This window comes from Caulobacter sp. 73W, assembly GCF_041021955.1.
Lineage (GTDB): Bacteria > Pseudomonadota > Alphaproteobacteria > Caulobacterales > Caulobacteraceae > Caulobacter.
In genome coordinates this window covers 2334595-2353550 of sequence record NZ_CP158375.1, presented here as the reverse complement: position 1 = coordinate 2353550, position 18956 = coordinate 2334595, and the positions used below count along the sequence as shown (strand labels likewise).

Here is an 18956-nt window from a genome sequence, read left to right as displayed (position 1 = left end):
CAGGAGAAAGGTTGGCTTCTAGCATCAGCGGTTCACTAGACCCGCGACGCCTGATGGGAGCGGCTTCTTAGCCGATAGGCATCTCCCCGGCAATCCGACCCGCCTAACACCGATCTAGAAGCGCCAGGCGATCCCGCCGCGCAGCGACCGCCCCGGCGACGGCGCGATGTCCTTGAGGAACGACGTGTGCTCGCGCACCTCGGCGTCCGTCAGGTTGCGGCCGTCCATGTAGAGCTCCAGCCGCGGGTCGCCGTAGGGTTTGTAGGACACCCGGGCGTTGAGGACGGTGTAGCTGTCGGTAGGCAGCTCGAAGTCGGCCACGCGGGTCTGCTTGCCCACCTGGCGGACTTCCAGGCGGCCGCCCCAATGCGGGCTGTCGGCGATCCCGCGCACCGACACCGAATAGGGCGGGATGCGGGCCGGGGCGCCCAGGTCGGTGTCGCCGCGCACATAGTCCGCGCCGCCTTCCAGGGTGAAGCTGTTGTCGCCCTGCTCCCACAGCCGATACGAGACCTCGGCCTCGAAGCCGTGGAAATCGGCGTCCGTCTGCTGGTAGGCGAACACCGCCAGGCCATCGTCTTCCTCGCCGGTGGGGCGGGCGTCGATGAAGCCGTCATACTTGGCCGCGAACAGGTGCAGGTCCGCCTTCAGGCGATCGCCGCCATAATGGATGGTCCCTTCCAGCGAATAGGCGACTTCAGACTTCAGGTCCTGGTCGCCGATCTCGAAACCACGGGTGGCGATGTGCGGGCCGTTGGCGAACAGCTCCGCCTCGGTCGGCGCGCGGCCGTTGTGCGACAGGGCCACGCCGAAGAACCACTGGTCGGTCGGGGTCAGGAACGCGCCGACCGAACCGGAAACGTTGGTGAAGTCACGCTCGCCAACCAAGCTGTCCAGCTTGCGCTGGTCGATGCGCAGGCCGCCCTCGTAACCCCAGCCGTCCTTGTCCACCCGCTGCTGGGTGAAGGCGCCGAACTCGGTGATGCGCACCTTGGGCACATAAGCCTCGTCGCCCTGGGCGTCGAAGTCGCGGCGCAGGGCCTGGAAGCCCACCGCGCCCTTCCAGCCGTCGCGCTCGGCTTGGACCAGCTCCAGCCGGCCTTCCAGGCCGTCGGACATGAAGCGGGTGCCGATCTCGTCGCCTTCGAACTCGGTGTGCTTGTAGTCGGCCCAACCGCCCGAGAAGCGCATCTTGGCGAAGGGACCGAAAGCGCCGTCATACTCGCCGCGCAGGTCTACGCGGGTCTGCTTCAGGCCGATGGTGACCGGCGCTTCTTCCTCGGCCCCATGGTCGTGATCGTGATCGTGATCGTGATCATGGTCGTGGTCATGCTCATCTTCCCCATGACCGTGGTCGTGCGAATGACCGGGCACGCCGTACTTGGTGTCCGTATGCTTCACCGCCAGGCCGAGATAGCCCTTGGAGCCGACGTAGGAGACGCCCGCGCCGTAGGTCTCCAGGTCCACGGCGCTGTTCTCCAGCTTGCCGCTCTTGCGGCCTTCCGGGAACTCGCCTTCCGACAGGATCTGGCGCACCGATTCCGCCGGCACGGGGATCTCGTAGTCCTTGCTCTCGCGCTTCAGGCCGTCGAGCGAGAAGACCAGCGGGCCGACCGCGGCGCGCAGTGCGGCCGAGGCGGAATAACTGTCGTCCACCGTGGCGCCGGAAACGTTCACCCGCCCCTCGGGGGTTTCGGGGCGGTGAGTGGCGATGCGCTCGTCGATGACGTTGACAACGCCGCCGATAGCCGAGCCGCCATAGGCCAGGGCCGACGGGCCGCGCAGCACCTCGATACGCTCGGCCTCGCCCGGATCGGACGCGACCTGGTGGTCCGGCGACAGGGCGCTGGCGTCGATCATGCCGACGCCGTTGTTCAGGACCAGGACACGCGGGCCGGACAGGCCGCGCACCACCGGTCGGCTGGCCCCCGCGCCGAAGGCCGTGGAGCGCAGGCCTGGCATGCCGGCCAGGACGTCGCCCAGGCCCGCTTGCGGCGCCAGGTCCAGATCCCGGCGGGTCACAACCGCCACGCTGGCGGTCATGTTCTCGGCCTGCACGGAATAAGGCGCGGCGGTGATCACCACCTCGGACACGTCGTGCGGCGAGGTTTCCTCGGCGAGAGCAGGAGCGGCTGCGGAAAGCGCGGCGAGACTGACGGCGCCGAAGAGCACGCGAACGGACATGAGACAGTTACCTGACTGAACGATGACTGACGTCTGTTATGAAATAACATATCCGATCGTCAAGCAGCTTTGCTTGACGCAAACGCCGCAGGTCGCTTCAACCACGGCCCTGCCTACGGAAGCACCACATGAAGTTCATCGCCGCCCTGGTTTTCACCGCGCTCGGCCTCGCCGCGTGCGCAACGCCGACCGCGCCGTCCTGGCGGACGACGGGCGACAGCTCGACCTGGACCAGCGCGCCAGCCGGCTATCTGGCGGCGGGAACCGCGCCCGAGGGGCTGGTCATCCTGCCCGCCCCGCCGGCGCCAAACACACCGGCCGGCCGCGCCGATCGGGCCGCCTATCTGGAAGGCCGCAAGTTGGTGGACACCCCGCGCTGGGATCGCGCCATCGCCGACGCCGACCTGTCGGGCGTCCAGGCCTGGAAGGGGTTCTCCGAAGTGATCGGCGCGCCCATCGGACCGCAGACCACCCCGACCCTCGCCAATCTGATGTTGCGCATCGTGGGCGACGCCGGCCCGCTCTATGAGCACGCCAAGGCCCAGTATCAGCGCCCGCGCCCGCCGGTCGGCGACAAGCGGCCGATCTGCGTGCCGCGTGAAGGGTGGATCGAGAAGAACGGCTCCTACCCCTCCGGACACTCCCTGATCGGCTGGTCCTGGGCCCTGGTGCTTGCCGAACTGGCGCCGGATCGCCAGAGCGAGATCCTCAAGCGCGGGCGGGAGATCGGCGACAGCCGAGTGGTCTGCGGCGTGCATTTCCCTACGGATGTTGAAGCCGGCCGCCTGCTGGGCGCGGCCCTGGTCGCCCGTCTTCACGGGGACGCTCAGTTCAAGGCTGATCTGGAAACCGCGCGGGCCGAATTGGCCGCTGCGCGGCGCTGATCACTCGGCCGAAGCCAGGACCGCTTCGTCCGGCAGGCGCACGCGGCGGGCGGTGATCAGGCGGGTGGCGTCGACACGGTCGCCCGACTTGATCATCTCCAGGTGCACGTGGTCGCTGATCCCCGGATAGCGCTTCTGCAGGCTCTTGAGCACGCCGACCTTCTGACCGATGCGCACCGCCTGTCCCAACTCAACGCCGGGCTCGATGTAGAAGACCCGAGCCGCATAGCCGATGGCGGGATTGGTGATCTCGACGAACTGCAGATCCTGCGCGCCCGGATAGGCGTAGCCGATCTTGGTCACATAGCCGGAGACCGGCGCCTTCACGGCCTGGCCGGCGCGGCCCAGATAGTCCACGCCCTCGTGGTCGCGTGAGCCGCCGTCGCGCGATGCGCCATAGGCCCCGTCGCCGAACACGTCGTGCTCACGCGGCGCCTGGCCGGTGGGGTTGGCCACGTCCGCCGCGCCGTCGCCGTCGAGGTCGGCCCCGACCCAACGGATGGCGTAGCGCGGCTCGGCTTCCACGTCCTGAGAGGCGGTGACGGCGGCGAGCGCCTTGCGAAGCGGCTTGAACCCGTGGGTCTGCACGGTCGCGGCGGCGGCGCCGCTCAACAGCACCGTGGCCGCGATCGCAGCCGGGATCATCCAGGGGCGCGTTGCACGCCCTTCGCTCGCCATGTCCATGGATCGCCTGTTCTCTGCCGCAAGCACGACAAGTTGGGTGAGGCCCGCCCCGGCTCTGGGACGATGTGGCGGAGATGGTCGGATCGACCAATGCGGCGCGTCGCCGCAAGCGGTCAGCGAGGCTCTATGGCGTAGACGACGTGAGGGCGCAACCTGTGGCCCTCAGGCACGGCGGGATGGTCGAAGTCCAGATCGGCGCGACGGGTCATGCCGATGCGCTGCATCACCGCCTGGGAGCGCAGGTTCTCGGTGGCGGTAAACGACACGATCTGTTTCAGGCCCAAGGCGTCGAAGCCGTGGGCGATGGCGGCCAGGGCCGCCTCGGAAGCATAGCCCACGCCCCACGCCTCGCGGGCCAGCCGCCAGCCGATCTCGACGCCGGGCTGCAGCGGGTTTTCCGGCTTCAGGGTCATGATGCCGGTGAAGCCCAGGAACGCCCCATCGACCTTCCGCTCAAGCGCGAAGAAGCAAAAGCCGTGCTCCGCCTGATGGTTGACCATGCGGTCCACCACCGCGTCGCTCTCGGCCCGGATCAGGGTCGCCGGGAAGTGACGCATGACCTCGGGATCGGCGCACATGGCCGCGAACGGCTCGCGGTCAGCGTCCGTCCAGGGGCGCAGGATGAGGCGTTCGGTCTCGATCACGGACGCGGCTGGTAAAGGTGGCCGTACAGATCCGTACGACGATCGCGGAAAAAGCCCCAGGCCGCGCGGTGCGTGGTCAGGAAGTCCAGATCGAACTCCGCCGTGAGCACGCCCTCATCGTCACGCCCGAACTCGGCGACGAGGTCGCCGCGATGGTTGGCGATGAAGGACGAGCCGTAAAAACGCTGGCCGCCGTTGGCGTAACCGTCCCACGGCTCGAAGCCGGTGCGGTTGGCGCCGACCACCGGGATGACGTTCGACACCGCATGTCCCTGCATGGCCCGCCGCCAGGGCAGGGCCGTATCGAGGCTGTCGTCATGCGGCTCGCTGCCGATGGCGGTGGGATAGAGCAGCACCTCGGCGCCCATCAGGGCCATCGAGCGGGCGCACTCGGGGTACCACTGGTCCCAGCAGATGCCGACGCCGATGCGGCCGAAGCGCGTGTCCCAGACCTTGAAGCCGGTATCGCCGGGCCGGAAGTAGTACTTCTCCATATAGCCCGGGCCATCGGGAATATGGCTCTTGCGATAGACGCCCATCAGCGAGCTGTCGGCGTCGATCATCACCAGGCTGTTGAAGTAGTGCGGCCCCTCGCGCTCGAAGATCGAGACGGGGATGACGACGCCCAGTTCGGCGGCCAGAGGCTGCAGAGCCACCACGCAGGGGTGCGTGCGCCAGGGATAGGCCTGGGTGAACCAGTGCTCTTCCTGGGCGACGCAGAAGTACGGTCCCTGGAACAGCTCGGACGGCAGGATGACCTGCGCCCCCTTGGCGGCGGCTTCACGGATGAAACCCTTGGTCTTTTCGATGTTGGCGTCCAGATCCATGCCGTAGCTGGTCTGGATCGCGCCGAGGGTGATCGTGCGGGCCATGCTTAGGCGGGCTCCTGCTGGCTGATGCAATGGAACGAGCCGCCGCCCGTCAGGATGGCGTTCGACGGCAGGCCGATGACCTGGCGCTCGGGGAACAGGGTTTCCAGCGCCTCGACGGCGAAGGCGGCGCCCGCCTCGCCATAGGTCGGGACGATCACCGCCTTGTTGGCGATGAGGAAATTCATGTGCGAGGCCGGGATGATCTCACCGTCCTCGTCGACGATCCGCCCCGGCGACGGGATGCGCATGACCTGCAGCGGGCTGTTGCGCGCATCGGTCATGGCGCCCAGCATGCGGGCGGTCTCGTTGTAGATCTCGGCGTTAGGGTCGTCGGACCCGACCGCGACCGGGCAAGCGACGACGCCCGGCCCCACGAAGCGGGCCAGGTTGTCGATGTGGCCGTCGGTATGGTCGTTGACCAGGCCGTCGCCCAGCCACAGCACCTTGCGCGCGCCCATGGACTCGGCGAGCGCGGCCTCGGCCGCCTCCTGGGTCCAGCCGGGATTGCGGTTGGGGTTCAGCAGGCACTGGCGCGTGGTCAGGACAGTGCCGTAGCCGTCATGGTCCACCGAGCCGCCTTCGAGAATGAAGTCGTTGGCCTTCAACGGCGCGCCGGCCGCCGCGGCGATCTGCGCCGCCACGTCGCCGTCGTGCTCCAGCGAGTATTTGCCGCCCCACCCGTTGAAGCCGAAGCCGGCGGCCACGCCGTCCGAGCGGAAGATCGGCCCGGTGTCGCGCAGCCAGATGTCGCCAAAAAGGCCACGGACGATCTCGATCCCTGCAACGTCACCCAGCAGATCGCGGGCGGCGGCCTCCGCGGCGTCGCCGCAGACCATCAGGCGGACACGCTCGCCGCCCGGCCCGGCGAGGGCGCGGGCCAGGGCCGCGACTTCGGCCTGGGCGGGAGCCAGATCCTCTTCCCAGAGGTCGGCGTGGCTGGGGAAGCCGAGCCACATGGCCCGGTGAGGAGCCCATTCGGCGGGAATGTTCAGGGTCATCATGGTGCGCGCAGGTGGGGGATGAGGGAGGTTACGTCAATGCCGTGCACAAAGAAAAAGGGCGGCGCAAGCGCCGCCCTTTCCCGTTCAGAGGTTCGAAAACCTTAGAATTGATACTTCAGGCCGACCTTCAGCTGCCACACCGAAGCGTTGGTGAAGCCGAACGGACGGATCGGTTGGTCGCGGTTGGCGACGCCGGCCGCCGGGTTGGCGCCGACCGCCGTCTGCAGGTCGCTGTAGGTGTAGCGGGCCTGACCCGCGCACGAGCCGCCAGCGCCGGCGCAGGTGGGGTTCACCACCGGCACGCCGCGATAGAAGTCGTACTGCTCCAGCGCGCCCCACTTGCTGTTCAGCAGGTTGCCGAAGTTCTCGATGGTCACGAAGCCCAGGAGCTTGGCGCCGGTCGGGAAGAAGGCCGGGATTTCCTGCTGGATGTTGATGTCCGTGGTGAAGACGCTCGGCTGACGGAAGCCGTTACGCGGAGCGATCTTGCCGGCGTACTTGATCAGGCCGGTGTTCTTCAGGAACGAGTTGAAGTTCGCCACGTCGAAGCCGGCGGCATAGGTGATCTTCGGATCGCTCGTCGCGGTGACGTTGCCCGAGGAGTCCGTCGCCGGCACGTACAGCAGTTGGTTCGACTGAGCCTGACGGCCCGAATAGGTCGACACGTAGTTGCCGAATTCGGTTTCCGGACGGTTCGTGGCCGAAGACGCGAAGGTGTAGCTGAACGGCAGGCCCGAACGGTACTGCGTCACCACGTCGATCATCGTCATGTTGTCGCCGAAGAAGGCGCGACGATAGCCGAGGTGCAGCAGCCCCTTGTGGCGGATCTCGTAGTCCGAGGTCGCCAGCGACGGGTTCTGGGCGTCGAAGGTCGCAAAGCGCGTGTAGCTCGAGTCAGCGATCGAGCTGGTCATCGGGTTGCGGTCCTTGGCCTCCGTGTAGGTGTAGGAGGCCGTCGCCGACAGGCCTTCCAGCCAGCCGTCGTTCCAGCGCTTGCGCAGGGAGATCGCCGCCGAGTCAGAGCCGCCGCCATCACGCTTGTTGCCAAGCATCATGTCGAACACGTTGGCGCCGATCGTGCCGGTCGTGGTGCGCTGATAGACCGGACGACCGTCCGGGGCGACGCCCGCGGCGCTCGGTTCGGCGCGCAGGTCGAACCAGAACACGCTGTCCTGGTTCTTCTGGTGGATCAGATCCACCTGGACGCGCCAGTCGCTGCCCAGACCGAAGCGATCAACGTCGAAGTTGTAGCCGGCGGTCAGGGTGGTCTTCCAGGCCGAGGGGATGCGGAACGACGGCGACAGGGCGTTGGTGTTGCCGTTGCCCGGGGTCGCCGTACAGCCGGCCGGAACCGCGCTGAGGCTGCTGATGGTGTACGGACCGGCCGGGCAGACGACGTTGGTCTGCACCACGCCGCTGTTGCCGATCGGGTTCAGCAGCCACACGCCGAGGCCTTGCGACGAGAAGCGGCCGAAGCCGACACCCACGTCGATGTCGCTGGTCGGGGTCCACTTGGCGAAGACGCGCGGCAGCAGGACGTTCTTGCCGTCGAGGGTCGCGTTGTTGGCGAAACCGTTGCGCGACACGAAGTTGTTGTTCAGGTCGGCTTTGTCGTCCTGGACGTACCAGTCGTAGCGAACGCCAGCCAGCAGGCTGAGGTTGTCGGTGATCTGGTAGGTGTCTTCGGCGTAGATCGAGTTCAGATAGAACTCGCCGGCGGCGGCGTTGCGCTCGGCGGTGCCGGCTTGAGCGGGCACGGTGCCGCCGTTGGGTTCGACCGCGGCGGTCAGCTGGACGGTGGCGGCGCGGCCGGCCAGGAAGTCGGCATAGGACGCGAAGCTGTAGGTCGGCAGATAGTTGCGGCCGAAGATGTTCAGGATGTCCTGACGCTCGATACGGCCGCCGAGCAGGAAGTCGTGATCGCCCATGTGGTAGCGAACGCGAAGCTCAGCGGTGTCGGTCTTGGTGTTCAGGAAGTTCGGCTGGCTGTTCAGTTCGGTGCCGAAACGGATGGCGGGCGTGCCCGAGCCGGCTTGGACGCCAGGCAGGTCGGCGACGTTCACCGTGATTTCGCCCACGCCGGCCGGACCGAAGGTTCGACGGTTGGTCGTCGTCTCTTTCTTGCCGAGGCGCAGTTCGGTCGAGAGGTTGTCGCTCCAGCGCGAGTTCAGCTGAACGGTGTAGTTCTCCAGCTTCTCGTCCTTGACGTACTGGTACGTCGACAGGCCGATGCGGACCGAGCTGGCGCTGCTGCCGCTGGCGAACAGGTCGCTGACCGAGCCGTTGAACGAAGCCGACTGGGTGTTCTGGTAGGTGAAGCTCAGGCGGTGATCTTCGTTGATGTCCCAGTCCAGCTTGCCGAGCCACTTTTCGTCTTCGATCGGCGGGACCGAGCTGACCCAGTTGCCCGGATCGACGTTGTAGCGAGCCTTGGTGGCGGCTTGGAAGGTGTTCAGCGCGGCTTCGGTGATGCGCGGAATGGTCGAGCTGCGGCCCGAACCGGTCGGACCTTCGTCGAGGTTGTACTCGCCCTCGTATTTTTCATACGAGACGAAGAAGTAGAGGTGATCCTTCAGGATCGGACCGCCCAGGTTCGCGCCCCAAACCTTCTCCTGGAAGGTCGTCGAGACGTCCTGGGTGACGCGGCTGCCGCGGGTCGGGCTGCCGGTGCGGGTGTCGTAGAAGCGGTACTTGTCGCCGCGCAGGCTGTCGTCGAGGATTTCGCCGTACAGCGCGCCGTGGAACTCGTTGGAGCCCGACTTGGTCACGGCGTTGATCGAGCCGCCCAGGAAGCCGTTGTTCACGGTCGAATAGGGGGCGATCGAAACCTGCATGCCGGCGATCGCTTCGGTCGAGATCGGCGAGCGCTGGGTCGGGTAGCCGTTGTTGTTCAGACCGAAGTCATCGTTCTGACGGATGCCGTCGACGGTGATTTGGTTGAAGCGGGTGTTGGTGCCGGCGAAGGACAGGGCGTCCTGGTTGGTCGCGTCCAGGGTCGCGAAGGGGTCCAGACGCACCACGTCCTTCAGGTCGCGGTTCAGCGACGGCAGGCTGGCGATGTCCGAGGCGGTGAAGTTGCTGCCCACGCCTTGCGACGGGGTGCTGGCCGCGGCGGTGATGACCAGTTCCGAGACGTCGGCGCCGCCCTCGAAGCTCAAGGAAGCTTCGGTCGGGTCGCCCAGGGAGACGTTGCCCAGGTTGCGCTCGATGGTCTCGCCGGCGGGCGAGGTGGCCTTGATGCCGTACGGCCCGCCCACGCGCAGGCCGCGCACGGTGTAGAAGCCGTTGTCGTTGGTCATCGTGGTGATGGCCTGGCCGGTCGGGCCATAGGTGATCACGACGGTGGCGCCAGCAACCCCGACGCCCGTGGCGTCGGTGATCTGGCCGCGCACGGCGCCGGTCGTTTCCTGGGCGTAGACGGCCGAGGCCGAAGCGGCGGCGGCGAGCACGCCAAGAGCCGCCCCACAGGCGAGCCTCTTCATCGAAAGCATGGATATCCCCTCGTTGCGAGACGCGGAGGGCCATTTCTGCCCATCCGTCGATCTTCGCCCCCTTTAGACCTCGTTTACGAACCTTTGGTGACAGTTTCGCCACGACTTGTCACAATCCGCCCACAGTGTTGTGTCATAGGCGCCGCGCCTCGAAATTGGACAAATCGGCTGCGACGGGACAAGCAGGTGAAATGACCTTGTCCGCCAAGCCGTTTTCAGACGATCGCGCCCTTCGCGTCGCCTTCGCCGTCGTGCTGGCGGCGACCGCGCTGCGGCTATTCGCCCTGTTCACCTCGCCCCTCGAACTCTATCCGGACGAGGCCCAGTATTGGCTTTGGTCGCGCACCTTGAGCTTCGGCTATTTCTCCAAGCCGCCAATGATCGCCTGGCTGATCTGGGGAACCACCGCGATCGGCGGCGACGCAGAGCCTTGGGTACGGATCGCGGCCCCGCTGCTGCATGCGGGAGCGGCTCTCTGTCTTTTCTTTATCGGCCGCCGTCTTTTTGACGCGCGAAGTGGCCTGGCGGCCACGGGTTTGTACGTGCTCATGCCCGGGGTGGCTCTGTCATCCGGCGTCATCAGTACAGATGCGCCGCTTCTGTTCTTCCTGGCGCTGACGCTTTGGGCCTATGTGGAGCTTCCCGCCGCCCAAGGTCGACGACGCCTAGCCCTGGCCGGCGGCATGGGCGCCGCGCTCGGCCTGGCCATGCTCAGCAAGTATGCGGCGGCCTACGCCCTCGGCGGCCTGCTCCTGCACGCCCTGATCTCCCGCGGCGCCCGCGGCGGCTGGTCGCCCGCAGCCCTCGCGGCTTTCGCCATCGCCCTGCTGGCGGTCATCTCCCCCAACATCGCCTGGAACGCAGCCCACAGCTTCGCCACGGTCGAGCACACGGCGGCGAACGCCAATCTCGGCTCGTCCCATCTGTTCGACCCGGCCGAACTGGGCGACTTCCTGCTGTCGCAGTTCGGCGTCTTCGGCCCCCTGCCCTTCGCCGTGCTGCTGGGCGGGACCTTGCTGCTGCTGATCCGTCGCCGCCTGACGAGCGCCGACATCCTGCTGCTGTGCTTTTGCCTGCCGCCGCTGCTGGTCGTCTCCATCCAGGGCTTCATCTCGCGCGCCAACGCCAACTGGGCGGCGGCGGGCTATCTCGGCGGCTGCCTTCTGGTCGGCGCCTGGATGCTGCGCTGGAACGCGCGCAAGTGGCTGATCGCGGGCCTGGCCCTGCAGGCGGTTGTCGCCGGCCTCTTCCTGATGTGGACGATCAATCCGCGCACGGCTGACGCCATGGGCGTCTCCAACAGCTTCAAGCGCGCCCGGGGCTGGGAGCAGTCGGTGGACGCCGTTGTCCAGCGCGCCATGCAGGAGGGCGGCGTCGCCACCCTGTCGGCGGTGGCGGTCGACGACCGCTTCCTGTTCAACGCCGCCGCCTATTATGGCCGCGACTATTTCGGCCAGGCCGGGGCCCCGCCCCTACGCATGTGGGTCCACGAGATCCGCGCCCGCAACCAGGCGGAGACCGAGGCTCCTCTGACCGCGAAGGACAGCCGGCGTGTCCTGGCCGCCAGCCTGGACGGCGTCTATCGCGCCAAGATGGGGGCGGACTTCCGCCAAGTGTCGGGCAAGGAGATCGCCCGAGTACGCCTGGACGCCAAGCGGGTCCGCAAGATCGACATGTTCATCGGCGAGGGCTTCGCCCCGGTTCCGCGCGATCCGGTCACCGGACAGCCGCCAGAGCCCGTCGTCTTCCGCTAGCGACTAGCGTCCCCAGACCGCCGTCAGCCGCGCATCGCGGCCGCAGCCGGCGCGGTACAGCTCGTATCGGACCTTGTTGTTCTTGGCGTAGTCGCGGTGATACGCCTCGGCCAGATAGAAGGGCGCGGCGTCGAGGATCGGCGTCTTCATGGTCCCGCGCTTCAGCCGCTTGGCCGCCTCGCCGCGCGACGCCTCGGCCGTCGCCCGCTGACCAGCCGTGACGAACACCGCCGGGCGGTAGGACGGCCCGCGATCGCAGAACTGGCCGCCGTCGTCCGTGGGATCGACCACCTTCCAGTAGCGCTCCAGCAGGAACCGATAGGGCAACTTGGCTGGATCGAAGGTGACCCTGACCGCCTCGTAGTGGCCGGTCTTCTCGGTCAGCACATCCTCATAGCGAGGATTCTTCAGGCGCCCGCCGGTATAGCCGGACTCGACCTTGAGCACCCCCGGCATCTTCATGTCGTGCTCCATGCACCAGAAGCAGCCGCCCGCGAATATCGCGGTCTCGGTCCTGGCGGGCGCCGCGGCGGCCGGAAAGGCGGTGGCGATCAGGAGCAGCAGGGGCGCGCAGAGCGCGGCGATCAGAGACGATTTCATGCCTGAAGAGATGGCCCGCCGACGCCGCCCCGCAAGTGCGGCGTCTTAAGCCCCTGCGTCCGCCCGCTCTTCGGCGGCCCGCGCCTTGGCGATGGCTTCCGCCGCTTCGGGATTGAGGCCGCGGCCGCCGTGCTTGGGCTGGACAAGGGGGGCCGGCTCGGGCGTGCTCATATTGCCGCGCATCAGCGAGCGGCCGGCGGTGAGCCCGCCGACGATCTGCATCTCCAGCCGCATCTCGTCGCGTACGCGCACGTCGTTCATGGTCTCATCGGCGACATCCTCGGGAATTCCCAGATCCACCAGCAGGGCGCGGCCGAACACGAGGGCGGACTCGAAGGTCTCGCGGATCTGATAGTCGACCTGCTGCTCGATCAGGCGCAGCACATGGCCCCGGTCAAAGGCGCGGACGTACAGCTTGGCCAGCGGAAACTCCGCCTTGGCCAGCTTGACGATCTGGTCGGCCACTTCCGGCTTGTCGACGCAGACCACGATCGCCTCCGCGCTAGCGGCGCCGCTAGCGTGCAGGACGTCGAGGCGGGTTCCGTCGCCGTAATAGACCTTGAAGCCGAACTTCGACGCCGCCTGGATCATCTCCACGTCGACCTCGATGATCGAGATGTCGACGCCGCGCGCCAGCAGCGGCTGGCTGACCACCTGGGCGAAACGGCCAAAGCCGATGATCAGCACCCGGCCCTCAAGGGCCTCGGCGCTTTCGATCCCGTCCATCGACGGCTGCTCGGCCGGCAGGAGGCGGGTGACGGCGATGGTGACCAGCGGGGTCAGGGCCATGGACAGGATGACGATGGCGCTCATGGACGCGCTGGTGGCCGCGTCCAGCACCCCGGCCGACAGGGCCGCCGCATAAAGGACGAAGGCGAACTCGCCGCCCTGGGCGAACAGGGCCGCGCGTTCCGCAAACTCTCGCGGCGAGGCCTTGAACAGCCGCGCGACGCCATAGATGCCGGCGGCCTTCACCACCATGAACACCACGGTGCCGGCCAGGATCAGCACCCACTGGGATCCCACAACCGACAGGTTCAGCGACATGCCGACGCTGAGGAAGAACAGGCCCAGCAGGATGCCCCGGAAGGGCTCGATGTCAGCTTCGAGCTGGTGGCGGAAGCTGGATTCCGACAGCAGCACCCCGGCCAGGAAGGCGCCCATGGCCATGGACAGTCCGCCGACCTGCATAACCAGGGCCGCGCCCAGGACCACCAGCAGGGCGGCGGCGGTCATCACCTCGCGCGCGCCGGAGGCCGCCAGCAGGCGGAACATGGGATTGAGCAGCCACTTGCCTACGGCGATCACCCCGGCCACCGCCGCCAGGCCGATCAGCACCGCCTGCCACCCCGGCCGCGCATCGGCGTGGGCGCCGCCGTTCAGGGCGGCGAGCACAGCCACCAGGGCCAGCAGCGGCACGATGGCGATATCTTCCAGCAGCAGGATCGACACCGCCCGCTGGCCGGCGGGCGTGCCCGCCTCGCCCCGCTCGCTCAGCATGGTCATGATCACGGCGGTGGACGACAGGACGAAGCCCATGGCGCCGATCACCGCCATGGCGGGCTGCAGGCCGGCGGCGATGCCGACACCGGAAAGCAGAGCGCCGCAGACCAGCACCTGGGCCGCGCCGAGACCGAAGATCTCCTTGCGCAGGTTCCACAGCTTGGCCGGGCGCATCTCCAGCCCGATGATGAACAGGAACATCACGACGCCGAGCTCGGCGACGTGGAGAATGGATTCGGGATCCGAGAACAGGCGCAGGCCGAAGGGCCCGATCAGCAGGCCGGCCGCCAGGTAACCAAGCACCGAGCCGAGGCCGAGGCGACGAAACACCGGCACCGCGACGACGCCCGCCGTCAGCAGCGCGACGGCTTGTCCAAGAGCCAGACCGGAAGTTTCAGCCGCCATGCCGGGCCCCTCTGCAATCACCAGCGGCCACACAAGCGAAGCCGGGCGCGCTGCGCAAGCAGCGATCGCCCGGCCCGGTCGATTGTAGCGTTTATTTGCCTAGAGCGACCGCGAAGGCGGCGTCGGTCTTGGCGGTGATCTCTTCGACCGTCACGCCCGGCGCCAGCTCGGTCAGGGTCACCCCCGCGCCGCGCCCGACCTGGAAGACGCCCAGGTCCGTGACGACCATGTCCACCACCTTGGCCCCGGTCAGCGGCAGGGTGCAGGCCTTGACCAGCTTGGCCGCGCCGGACTTCTCCGAGTGCTCCATGACCACGACCACGCGGCGCACGCCGGCGACCAGGTCCATGGCCCCGCCCATGCCCTTGACCATCTTGCCGGGGACCATCCAGTTGGCGAGGTCGCCGTTCTCGGCCACCTGCATGGCGCCAAGGATCGACAGGTCGATATGGCCGCCACGGATCATGGCGAAGCTGTCGGCCGAGCTGAAATAGGATGAGCTGTCCAGTTCGGTGATCGTCTGCTTGCCGGCGTTGATCAGGTCGGCGTCCGCCTCGCCCTCATAGGGGAACGGCCCCATGCCCAACATGCCGTTCTCGCTCTGCAGCGTCACGTGCATGCCGGCCGGGATGTAGTTGGCCACCAGGGTCGGGATGCCGATGCCCAGGTTCACGTAGAAGCCGTCGCGCAGCTCTGCGGCCGCACGGGCGGCCATCTCGTCACGGGTCCAGGCCATCAGACGGTTTCCTTCTGGCGGGTGGTCACGCGCTCGATGCGTTTCTCAAACACGGCGCCCTTGAAGATGTGATCGACGTAGATGCCGGGGGTGTGGATGTTGTCCTTGTCGAGCGCGCCGATCTCCACCAGCTCCTCGACCTCGACCACCGTGGCCTTGCCGGCGGTGGCCATCATCGGATTGAAGTTCCGGGCGGTCTTTCGGTAGACGAGATTGCCCTCGCGATCACCCTTCCAGGCCTTCACGATCGACAGGTCGGCGACCAGGCCGCGCTCCATCACATAGAGCTCCCCGTCGAACTCGCGCACTTCCTTGCCCTCGGCCACCAAGGTGCCGACGCCGGTCTTGGTGAAGAAGGCCGGGATGCCCGCGCCGCCGGCGCGGATGCGCTCGGCCAGGGTGCCCTGCGGATTGAATTCCAACTCCAGCTCACCGGACAGGTACAACTGCTCGAACAGCTTGTTCTCGCCCACATAGGAGCTGACCATCTTCTTGATCTGCCGGTTCTCCAGCAGGATGCCGAGGCCGAAGCCGTCCACCCCGCAGTTGTTGGAGATGACCGTCAGGTCCTTGACCCCGGTCTCGCGGATGGCCGCGATCAGGTTTTCCGGAATGCCGCAGAGGCCGAAGCCCCCGGCCATGATCGTCATGCCGTCAAACAGCAGCCCGTGAAGGGCCTCGACGGCGTTCGGCTTGACCTTGTCGGCCATTGATCCCTCCCTTGGGCGCCTGCTTGGCTTCGATCTCGCCCGGAACGGCGATAAATTCAACCCTTGATGAATTTATTCGCCAGGGCGGAAGCTAACACCATCCCGGCGCGCCCTTCCACCACCGGCGTGTGACGATTTCAGGACGCGGGCGGCGGCGGCTCGGCCGTCTCGCCCGGCGCCAGTCCGCAGGCCAGCAAGGCTTCCCACACGCCCTCGGCCGTCTCGGCGAAGCGGAACAGGTCCATGTCGTGCGGACTGATCATGCCGTGCTCGATCAGGGCGTCGAAATTGATGATCGAGCGCCAGTAGGACTCGTCGAACAGGACGATGGGGATGCGCGGGGCCTTGTCGACCTGGCGCAAGGTGAGAATCTCGAACAGCTCATCCAGGGTGCCGAAGCCGCCCGGGAACACCACCAGCGCATTGGCCCGCATGGCCAAGTGCATTTTGCGCATGGCGAAGTAGTGGAAACGGAAGGTCAGTTCCGGCGTGCTGTAGGGGTTGGGCGCCTGTTCGTGCGGCAGGGTGATGTTGAAGCCGATCGACGGCGCGCCGACGTCGGCCGCCCCGCGATTGGCCGCCTCCATGATGCCGGGGCCGCCGCCGGTGGCGATGACGTTGTCGCGGACCGGCTTGTTCTCGATGATCGCCCCGCCGCGCTCCGACGCGATGCGTCCGAAGGCCCGCGCCTGGGCGTACCAGCCGCCCCGCCGCCCCTCGTCCGTCTCGCGCACCCGGGCGGCCCCGAACACCACGATGGTCGAGCGGACACCCCAGTTGCGCAGGGCCTCGTCCGCCTTGGCGAACTCCAGCAGGAACCGCACCCCGCGCATGGACTCGCCGAGCATGAAGCTCTGGTCGAGGGCCGCAAGGCGGTACGAGGGAGAGGCCATCTGGGCGGCGTTGGCGGCGGATAGGGTATCGGCGTCTTGATCCATGGCCGCACCTTAGCCGGTGGGCCGCCAACGAAAAACGCCTCCCCGGACATTCCGGAGAGGCGCTGATCTGACGTCGGAGAGCCGGACCTACTTGGTGGCGGGCTTGGGCTCCGGCTTGACGCTCTTGGCCACAAGGTCGGCGACCTTGGCCGCCGGCTTGGGCAGCTTGGGCGTGGCGGCGACCGAGCCGTGCTTGAGCACCTCCAGCGCGCGGCTGAGCTGGAAGTCGCCCTTCTTCTCATCGAAGGCGGGCGGCGGCGCTTCGGCCGGCTCGTGCACGCCGCGGCGGGTCTTGCCCTCCTCGGCGTTGAGCGCGTTCTTGAAGCTGGCCTCGCTGAACCAGGCCTGGTTGGCGATGGACTGGGCCTGTTCGCGCGTCTGGGCGACTTCCAGGTCCGGGTCGATGCCGGTCTGCTGGATGGAGCGGCCCGACGGCGTGTAGTAGCGCGCCGTGGTCAGCTTCAGGGCGCCGTCCTGGCCGCCTCGCAGCGGGATCACGGTCTGCACCGAACCCTTGCCGAAGCTGGTCAGGCCGACGATCTCGGCGCGCTTGCGGTCCTTCAGGGCGCCGGCGACGATTTCAGAGGCCGAGGCCGAGCCCTGGTTGATCAGCACCACCATGGGCAGGCCGTTCAGGATGTCGCCCGGACGGGCGTTGTAGCGTTCGATGTCGCGCGGATCGCGCCCGCGCTGGCTGACGACTTCGCCGCCTTCCAGGAACAGGTCCGCCACGCCGACCGACTGGTCGACCAGACCGCCCGGATTGTTGCGCAGATCGAAGACCAGGCCCTTCATGTTCGGGTTCTTGGCCTTCAGGTCCTTCACCGCGGCCTCGACCTCGTCGGTGGCCTTCTCGTTGAAGCTGGCCAGGCGGACATAGCCGTAGTCGCCTTCGACGCGGGCGGTGACGGTGCGCGGCTTGATCACCTCGCGCGTCAGCTTCACCTCGACGGGGTCGCTCTTCTCGCGCGCCAGGGTCAGGCCCACGGCCGAGCCCGGCTCGCCGCGCAGCTGCTTGACCACGTCGTTGGTGGACAGGCCCAGCACCGAGGAGCCGTTGACGGCGGTGATGTAGTCGCCGGGCTGGACGCCGGCGCGCTCGGCCGGGGTGCCGTCCATTGGCGAGATGACCTTGACCACGCCTTCTTCGCTGGTGACTTCCAGGCCGATGCCGCCGTACTCGCCGCGGGTGTTGTCCTGCATGTCCTCGAAGCCGTCCGGGCTCAGATAGCCTGAGTGCGGGTCGAGCGAAGACAGCATGCCGTCCAGGGCGGACTCGATCAGCTTGGTGTCGTCGACGGGCGCCACGTACTGGCGCTCGACCGTGTCCACCACGTCGCCGAACAGCTCCAGCATCCGGTAGGTCTTGGCCTTGGGCTGCAGCGCGGCCTGAGCCATCGGGCTCAGATAGGCCATGGCGCCAGCGCCGAGCACGAAGGAAGAAACGCCGATCACCAGGTACTTGCGCATATCGTCAGCCGTCCGGCTCCCTTGCGACGGATACATCCGCCGCGATCAAAAAAACGCCCCGTGCCCCGGTGGCGAACGGCCTTTTCAGGCCGTCGGTTTCAGGCGTTTGGCCGGGTCAACCGGCGTCTCGCCCTCACGGACCTCAAAATAGAGCTCCACCTCCGAGTTTCCACCATCGGTCGTACGCCCAACAGGGGCGCCGGCCGCGACGGATTGTCCGGGGACGACGGAGACCCCCCCGAGCCCCGCGAGAACCAGATGGTAGGCGCCCTCCGAGCGGATAATCAAGACAAGGCCCCAACCCTCCAGCGGACCTGCATATTCCACGATCCCCCGAGCCGGGCTTTTGACCGTTTCGCCAGCGCCGGCGGTGAGGCTGAGCCCCCGTGAATGCCCGCCGTTGGGCAGGTTTTCGCCGAACCGCCGGATGATCGCCCCGTCCACCGGCCGGATCAGGGACAGGACCCCGGTGGCGCGCGGCTGCGGCGTCAGCCCGGCCAGGGCAGCCTGTCTTTCCAGGTCCGCCGCCTCGGTCAGGCGCTTTTCGATCAGGCCGCGGCGGTCGGCCAGGGCGCTTTCGGTGGTGAAGAGGTCCTCGGCGGAGGCCGCCGCCTCGCGACGAAGAGCCGCGATCACCCGGGCGCGGCTGGCCACCTCGTCGGAGCGGGCCTTGAGCTCGGGCGTCATGGACCGCACCAGGATGGCGGCGCGCACAGCCTTTCGGGCGTCCTGCGGGCTGACCATCAGGGCAGGCGGAGGGTTCAGCCGGTAGAGCTGCAGCATGGACAACAGTTTGGCCAGGCTCGCGCGGTTCTTGCCCAGCTCGATGGTGAGCGCGGCCTCGCGCACGTTCAGCGACTGCAGGGCGGCGCGCTTGGCGTCCACCCCGACCAGATCCTTCACCTGCTCGGCCTGAAGGCGGTCCAGCTCGTTGCGCAGGGCGGCCACGTCGCGGCGGGCCTGAAGGGCCGCGGCGTTGCTGGCGGCGCGCTGATCCAGCTGGAAAGCCGCCACGGCGCCCGCGGCCGCGAGAGCGGCGAGGACGACGGCGACGGTCACGAAGCGGCGGGCCATGGCGTT

The 18956-nt window shown here is 67.6% G+C and carries 15 protein-coding genes; 2 read left to right on the top strand and 13 right to left on the bottom strand.

What is annotated here, in order from left to right; all coding sequences use genetic code 11:
- Positions 1 to 114: 114 nt before the first annotated feature.
- Positions 115 to 2184, bottom strand: a complete 2070-nt coding sequence (locus ABOZ73_RS11065; protein ID WP_369058203.1) for a TonB-dependent receptor — start codon at positions 2182 to 2184, stop codon at positions 115 to 117.
- 128 nt (positions 2185 to 2312) lie between these two features.
- On the opposite strand from ABOZ73_RS11065, the gene ABOZ73_RS11060 reads away from it, so the two are divergent.
- The gene (locus ABOZ73_RS11060; protein ID WP_369058202.1) at positions 2313 to 3068 is read left to right on the top strand and encodes a phosphatase PAP2 family protein; all 756 of its coding nucleotides are present in this window, start codon (positions 2313 to 2315) and stop codon (positions 3066 to 3068) included.
- Here ABOZ73_RS11060 and ABOZ73_RS11055 read toward each other — a convergent pair whose 3' ends face one another.
- The 5 genes from ABOZ73_RS11055 to ABOZ73_RS11035 all read right to left on the bottom strand — a co-directional run bounded on the left by ABOZ73_RS11055 (position 3069) and on the right by ABOZ73_RS11035 (position 9760).
- A complete protein-coding gene (locus tag ABOZ73_RS11055; protein WP_369058201.1) occupies positions 3069 to 3713 on the bottom strand; it encodes a M23 family metallopeptidase in 645 nt (214 codons plus the stop codon).
- A gap of 152 nt (positions 3714 to 3865) precedes the next feature.
- Complete coding sequence (locus ABOZ73_RS11050) at positions 3866 to 4396, bottom strand: GNAT family N-acetyltransferase (RefSeq protein WP_369058200.1); 531 nt, start codon at positions 4394 to 4396, stop codon at positions 3866 to 3868.
- Positions 4393 to 5268: an N-carbamoylputrescine amidase gene (gene aguB, locus ABOZ73_RS11045; RefSeq protein WP_369058199.1), complete on the bottom strand. Its 876-nt coding sequence runs from the start codon at positions 5266 to 5268 to the stop codon at positions 4393 to 4395. The genes ABOZ73_RS11050 and aguB overlap by 4 nt, the downstream gene beginning before the upstream one ends.
- A gap of 2 nt (positions 5269 to 5270) precedes the next feature.
- On the bottom strand, positions 5271 to 6266 hold the full coding sequence (locus ABOZ73_RS11040) for an agmatine deiminase family protein (protein ID WP_369062527.1): 996 nt from the start codon (positions 6264 to 6266) through the stop codon (positions 5271 to 5273).
- A gap of 104 nt (positions 6267 to 6370) precedes the next feature.
- Positions 6371 to 9760: a TonB-dependent receptor gene (locus ABOZ73_RS11035; protein WP_369058198.1), complete on the bottom strand. Its 3390-nt coding sequence runs from the start codon at positions 9758 to 9760 to the stop codon at positions 6371 to 6373.
- A gap of 191 nt (positions 9761 to 9951) precedes the next feature.
- Between ABOZ73_RS11035 and ABOZ73_RS11030 the strand changes: the two genes are divergently transcribed.
- A complete protein-coding gene (locus ABOZ73_RS11030) occupies positions 9952 to 11514 on the top strand; it encodes an ArnT family glycosyltransferase (protein ID WP_369058197.1) in 1563 nt (520 codons plus the stop codon).
- A gap of 3 nt (positions 11515 to 11517) precedes the next feature.
- Here ABOZ73_RS11030 and msrA read toward each other — a convergent pair whose 3' ends face one another.
- From msrA to ABOZ73_RS10995, 7 genes are all read right to left on the bottom strand, one after another.
- Positions 11518 to 12114, bottom strand: a complete 597-nt coding sequence (gene msrA / locus ABOZ73_RS11025; protein WP_369058196.1) for a peptide-methionine (S)-S-oxide reductase MsrA — start codon at positions 12112 to 12114, stop codon at positions 11518 to 11520.
- A gap of 45 nt (positions 12115 to 12159) precedes the next feature.
- Positions 12160 to 14022, bottom strand: coding sequence for a monovalent cation:proton antiporter-2 (CPA2) family protein (locus ABOZ73_RS11020; protein ID WP_369058195.1), 1863 nt, complete (start codon positions 14020 to 14022; stop codon positions 12160 to 12162).
- Between the two features lie 91 nt (positions 14023 to 14113).
- Positions 14114 to 14758, bottom strand: a complete 645-nt coding sequence (locus ABOZ73_RS11015; RefSeq protein WP_369058194.1) for a 3-oxoacid CoA-transferase subunit B — start codon at positions 14756 to 14758, stop codon at positions 14114 to 14116.
- Positions 14758 to 15468 (bottom strand): CoA transferase subunit A, encoded by a 711-nt coding sequence (locus tag ABOZ73_RS11010; RefSeq protein ID WP_369058193.1) that lies wholly within the window; start codon positions 15466 to 15468, stop codon positions 14758 to 14760. The genes ABOZ73_RS11015 and ABOZ73_RS11010 overlap by 1 nt, the downstream gene beginning before the upstream one ends.
- Positions 15469 to 15605: 137 nt before the next feature.
- Positions 15606 to 16406 carry a TIGR00730 family Rossman fold protein gene (locus tag ABOZ73_RS11005; RefSeq protein WP_369058192.1) on the bottom strand — a complete coding sequence of 267 codons (801 nt, stop codon included), beginning with the start codon at positions 16404 to 16406 and terminating at the stop codon, positions 15606 to 15608.
- 87 nt (positions 16407 to 16493) lie between these two features.
- The gene (locus ABOZ73_RS11000; RefSeq protein ID WP_369058191.1) at positions 16494 to 17876 is read right to left on the bottom strand and encodes a S41 family peptidase; all 1383 of its coding nucleotides are present in this window, start codon (positions 17874 to 17876) and stop codon (positions 16494 to 16496) included.
- A gap of 84 nt (positions 17877 to 17960) precedes the next feature.
- Positions 17961 to 18950 (bottom strand): murein hydrolase activator EnvC, encoded by a 990-nt coding sequence (locus ABOZ73_RS10995; RefSeq protein ID WP_369058190.1) that lies wholly within the window; start codon positions 18948 to 18950, stop codon positions 17961 to 17963.
- Positions 18951 to 18956 lie beyond the last annotated feature (6 nt).

Coding starts and splice junctions, on each gene's coding strand:
- ABOZ73_RS11060 (WP_369058202.1), top strand. CDS start 2,313: ATGAAGTTCATCGCCGCCCTGGTTTTCACCGCGCTCGGCCTCGCCGCG.
- ABOZ73_RS11065 (WP_369058203.1), bottom strand. CDS start 2,184: ATGTCCGTTCGCGTGCTCTTCGGCGCCGTCAGTCTCGCCGCGCTTTCC.
- ABOZ73_RS11020 (WP_369058195.1), bottom strand. CDS start 14,022: ATGGCGGCTGAAACTTCCGGTCTGGCTCTTGGACAAGCCGTCGCGCTG.
- ABOZ73_RS11015 (WP_369058194.1), bottom strand. CDS start 14,758: ATGGCCTGGACCCGTGACGAGATGGCCGCCCGTGCGGCCGCAGAGCTG.
- ABOZ73_RS11055 (WP_369058201.1), bottom strand. CDS start 3,713: ATGATCCCGGCTGCGATCGCGGCCACGGTGCTGTTGAGCGGCGCCGCC.
- ABOZ73_RS11040 (WP_369062527.1), bottom strand. CDS start 6,266: ATGACCCTGAACATTCCCGCCGAATGGGCTCCTCACCGGGCCATGTGG.
- ABOZ73_RS11030 (WP_369058197.1), top strand. CDS start 9,952: ATGACCTTGTCCGCCAAGCCGTTTTCAGACGATCGCGCCCTTCGCGTC.
- ABOZ73_RS11000 (WP_369058191.1), bottom strand. CDS start 17,876: ATGCGCAAGTACCTGGTGATCGGCGTTTCTTCCTTCGTGCTCGGCGCT.
- msrA (WP_369058196.1), bottom strand. CDS start 12,114: ATGAAATCGTCTCTGATCGCCGCGCTCTGCGCGCCCCTGCTGCTCCTG.
- ABOZ73_RS11035 (WP_369058198.1), bottom strand. CDS start 9,760: ATGCTTTCGATGAAGAGGCTCGCCTGTGGGGCGGCTCTTGGCGTGCTC.
- ABOZ73_RS11005 (WP_369058192.1), bottom strand. CDS start 16,406: ATGGATCAAGACGCCGATACCCTATCCGCCGCCAACGCCGCCCAGATG.
- ABOZ73_RS10995 (WP_369058190.1), bottom strand. CDS start 18,950: ATGGCCCGCCGCTTCGTGACCGTCGCCGTCGTCCTCGCCGCTCTCGCG.
- ABOZ73_RS11010 (WP_369058193.1), bottom strand. CDS start 15,468: ATGGCCGACAAGGTCAAGCCGAACGCCGTCGAGGCCCTTCACGGGCTG.
- aguB (WP_369058199.1), bottom strand. CDS start 5,268: ATGGCCCGCACGATCACCCTCGGCGCGATCCAGACCAGCTACGGCATG.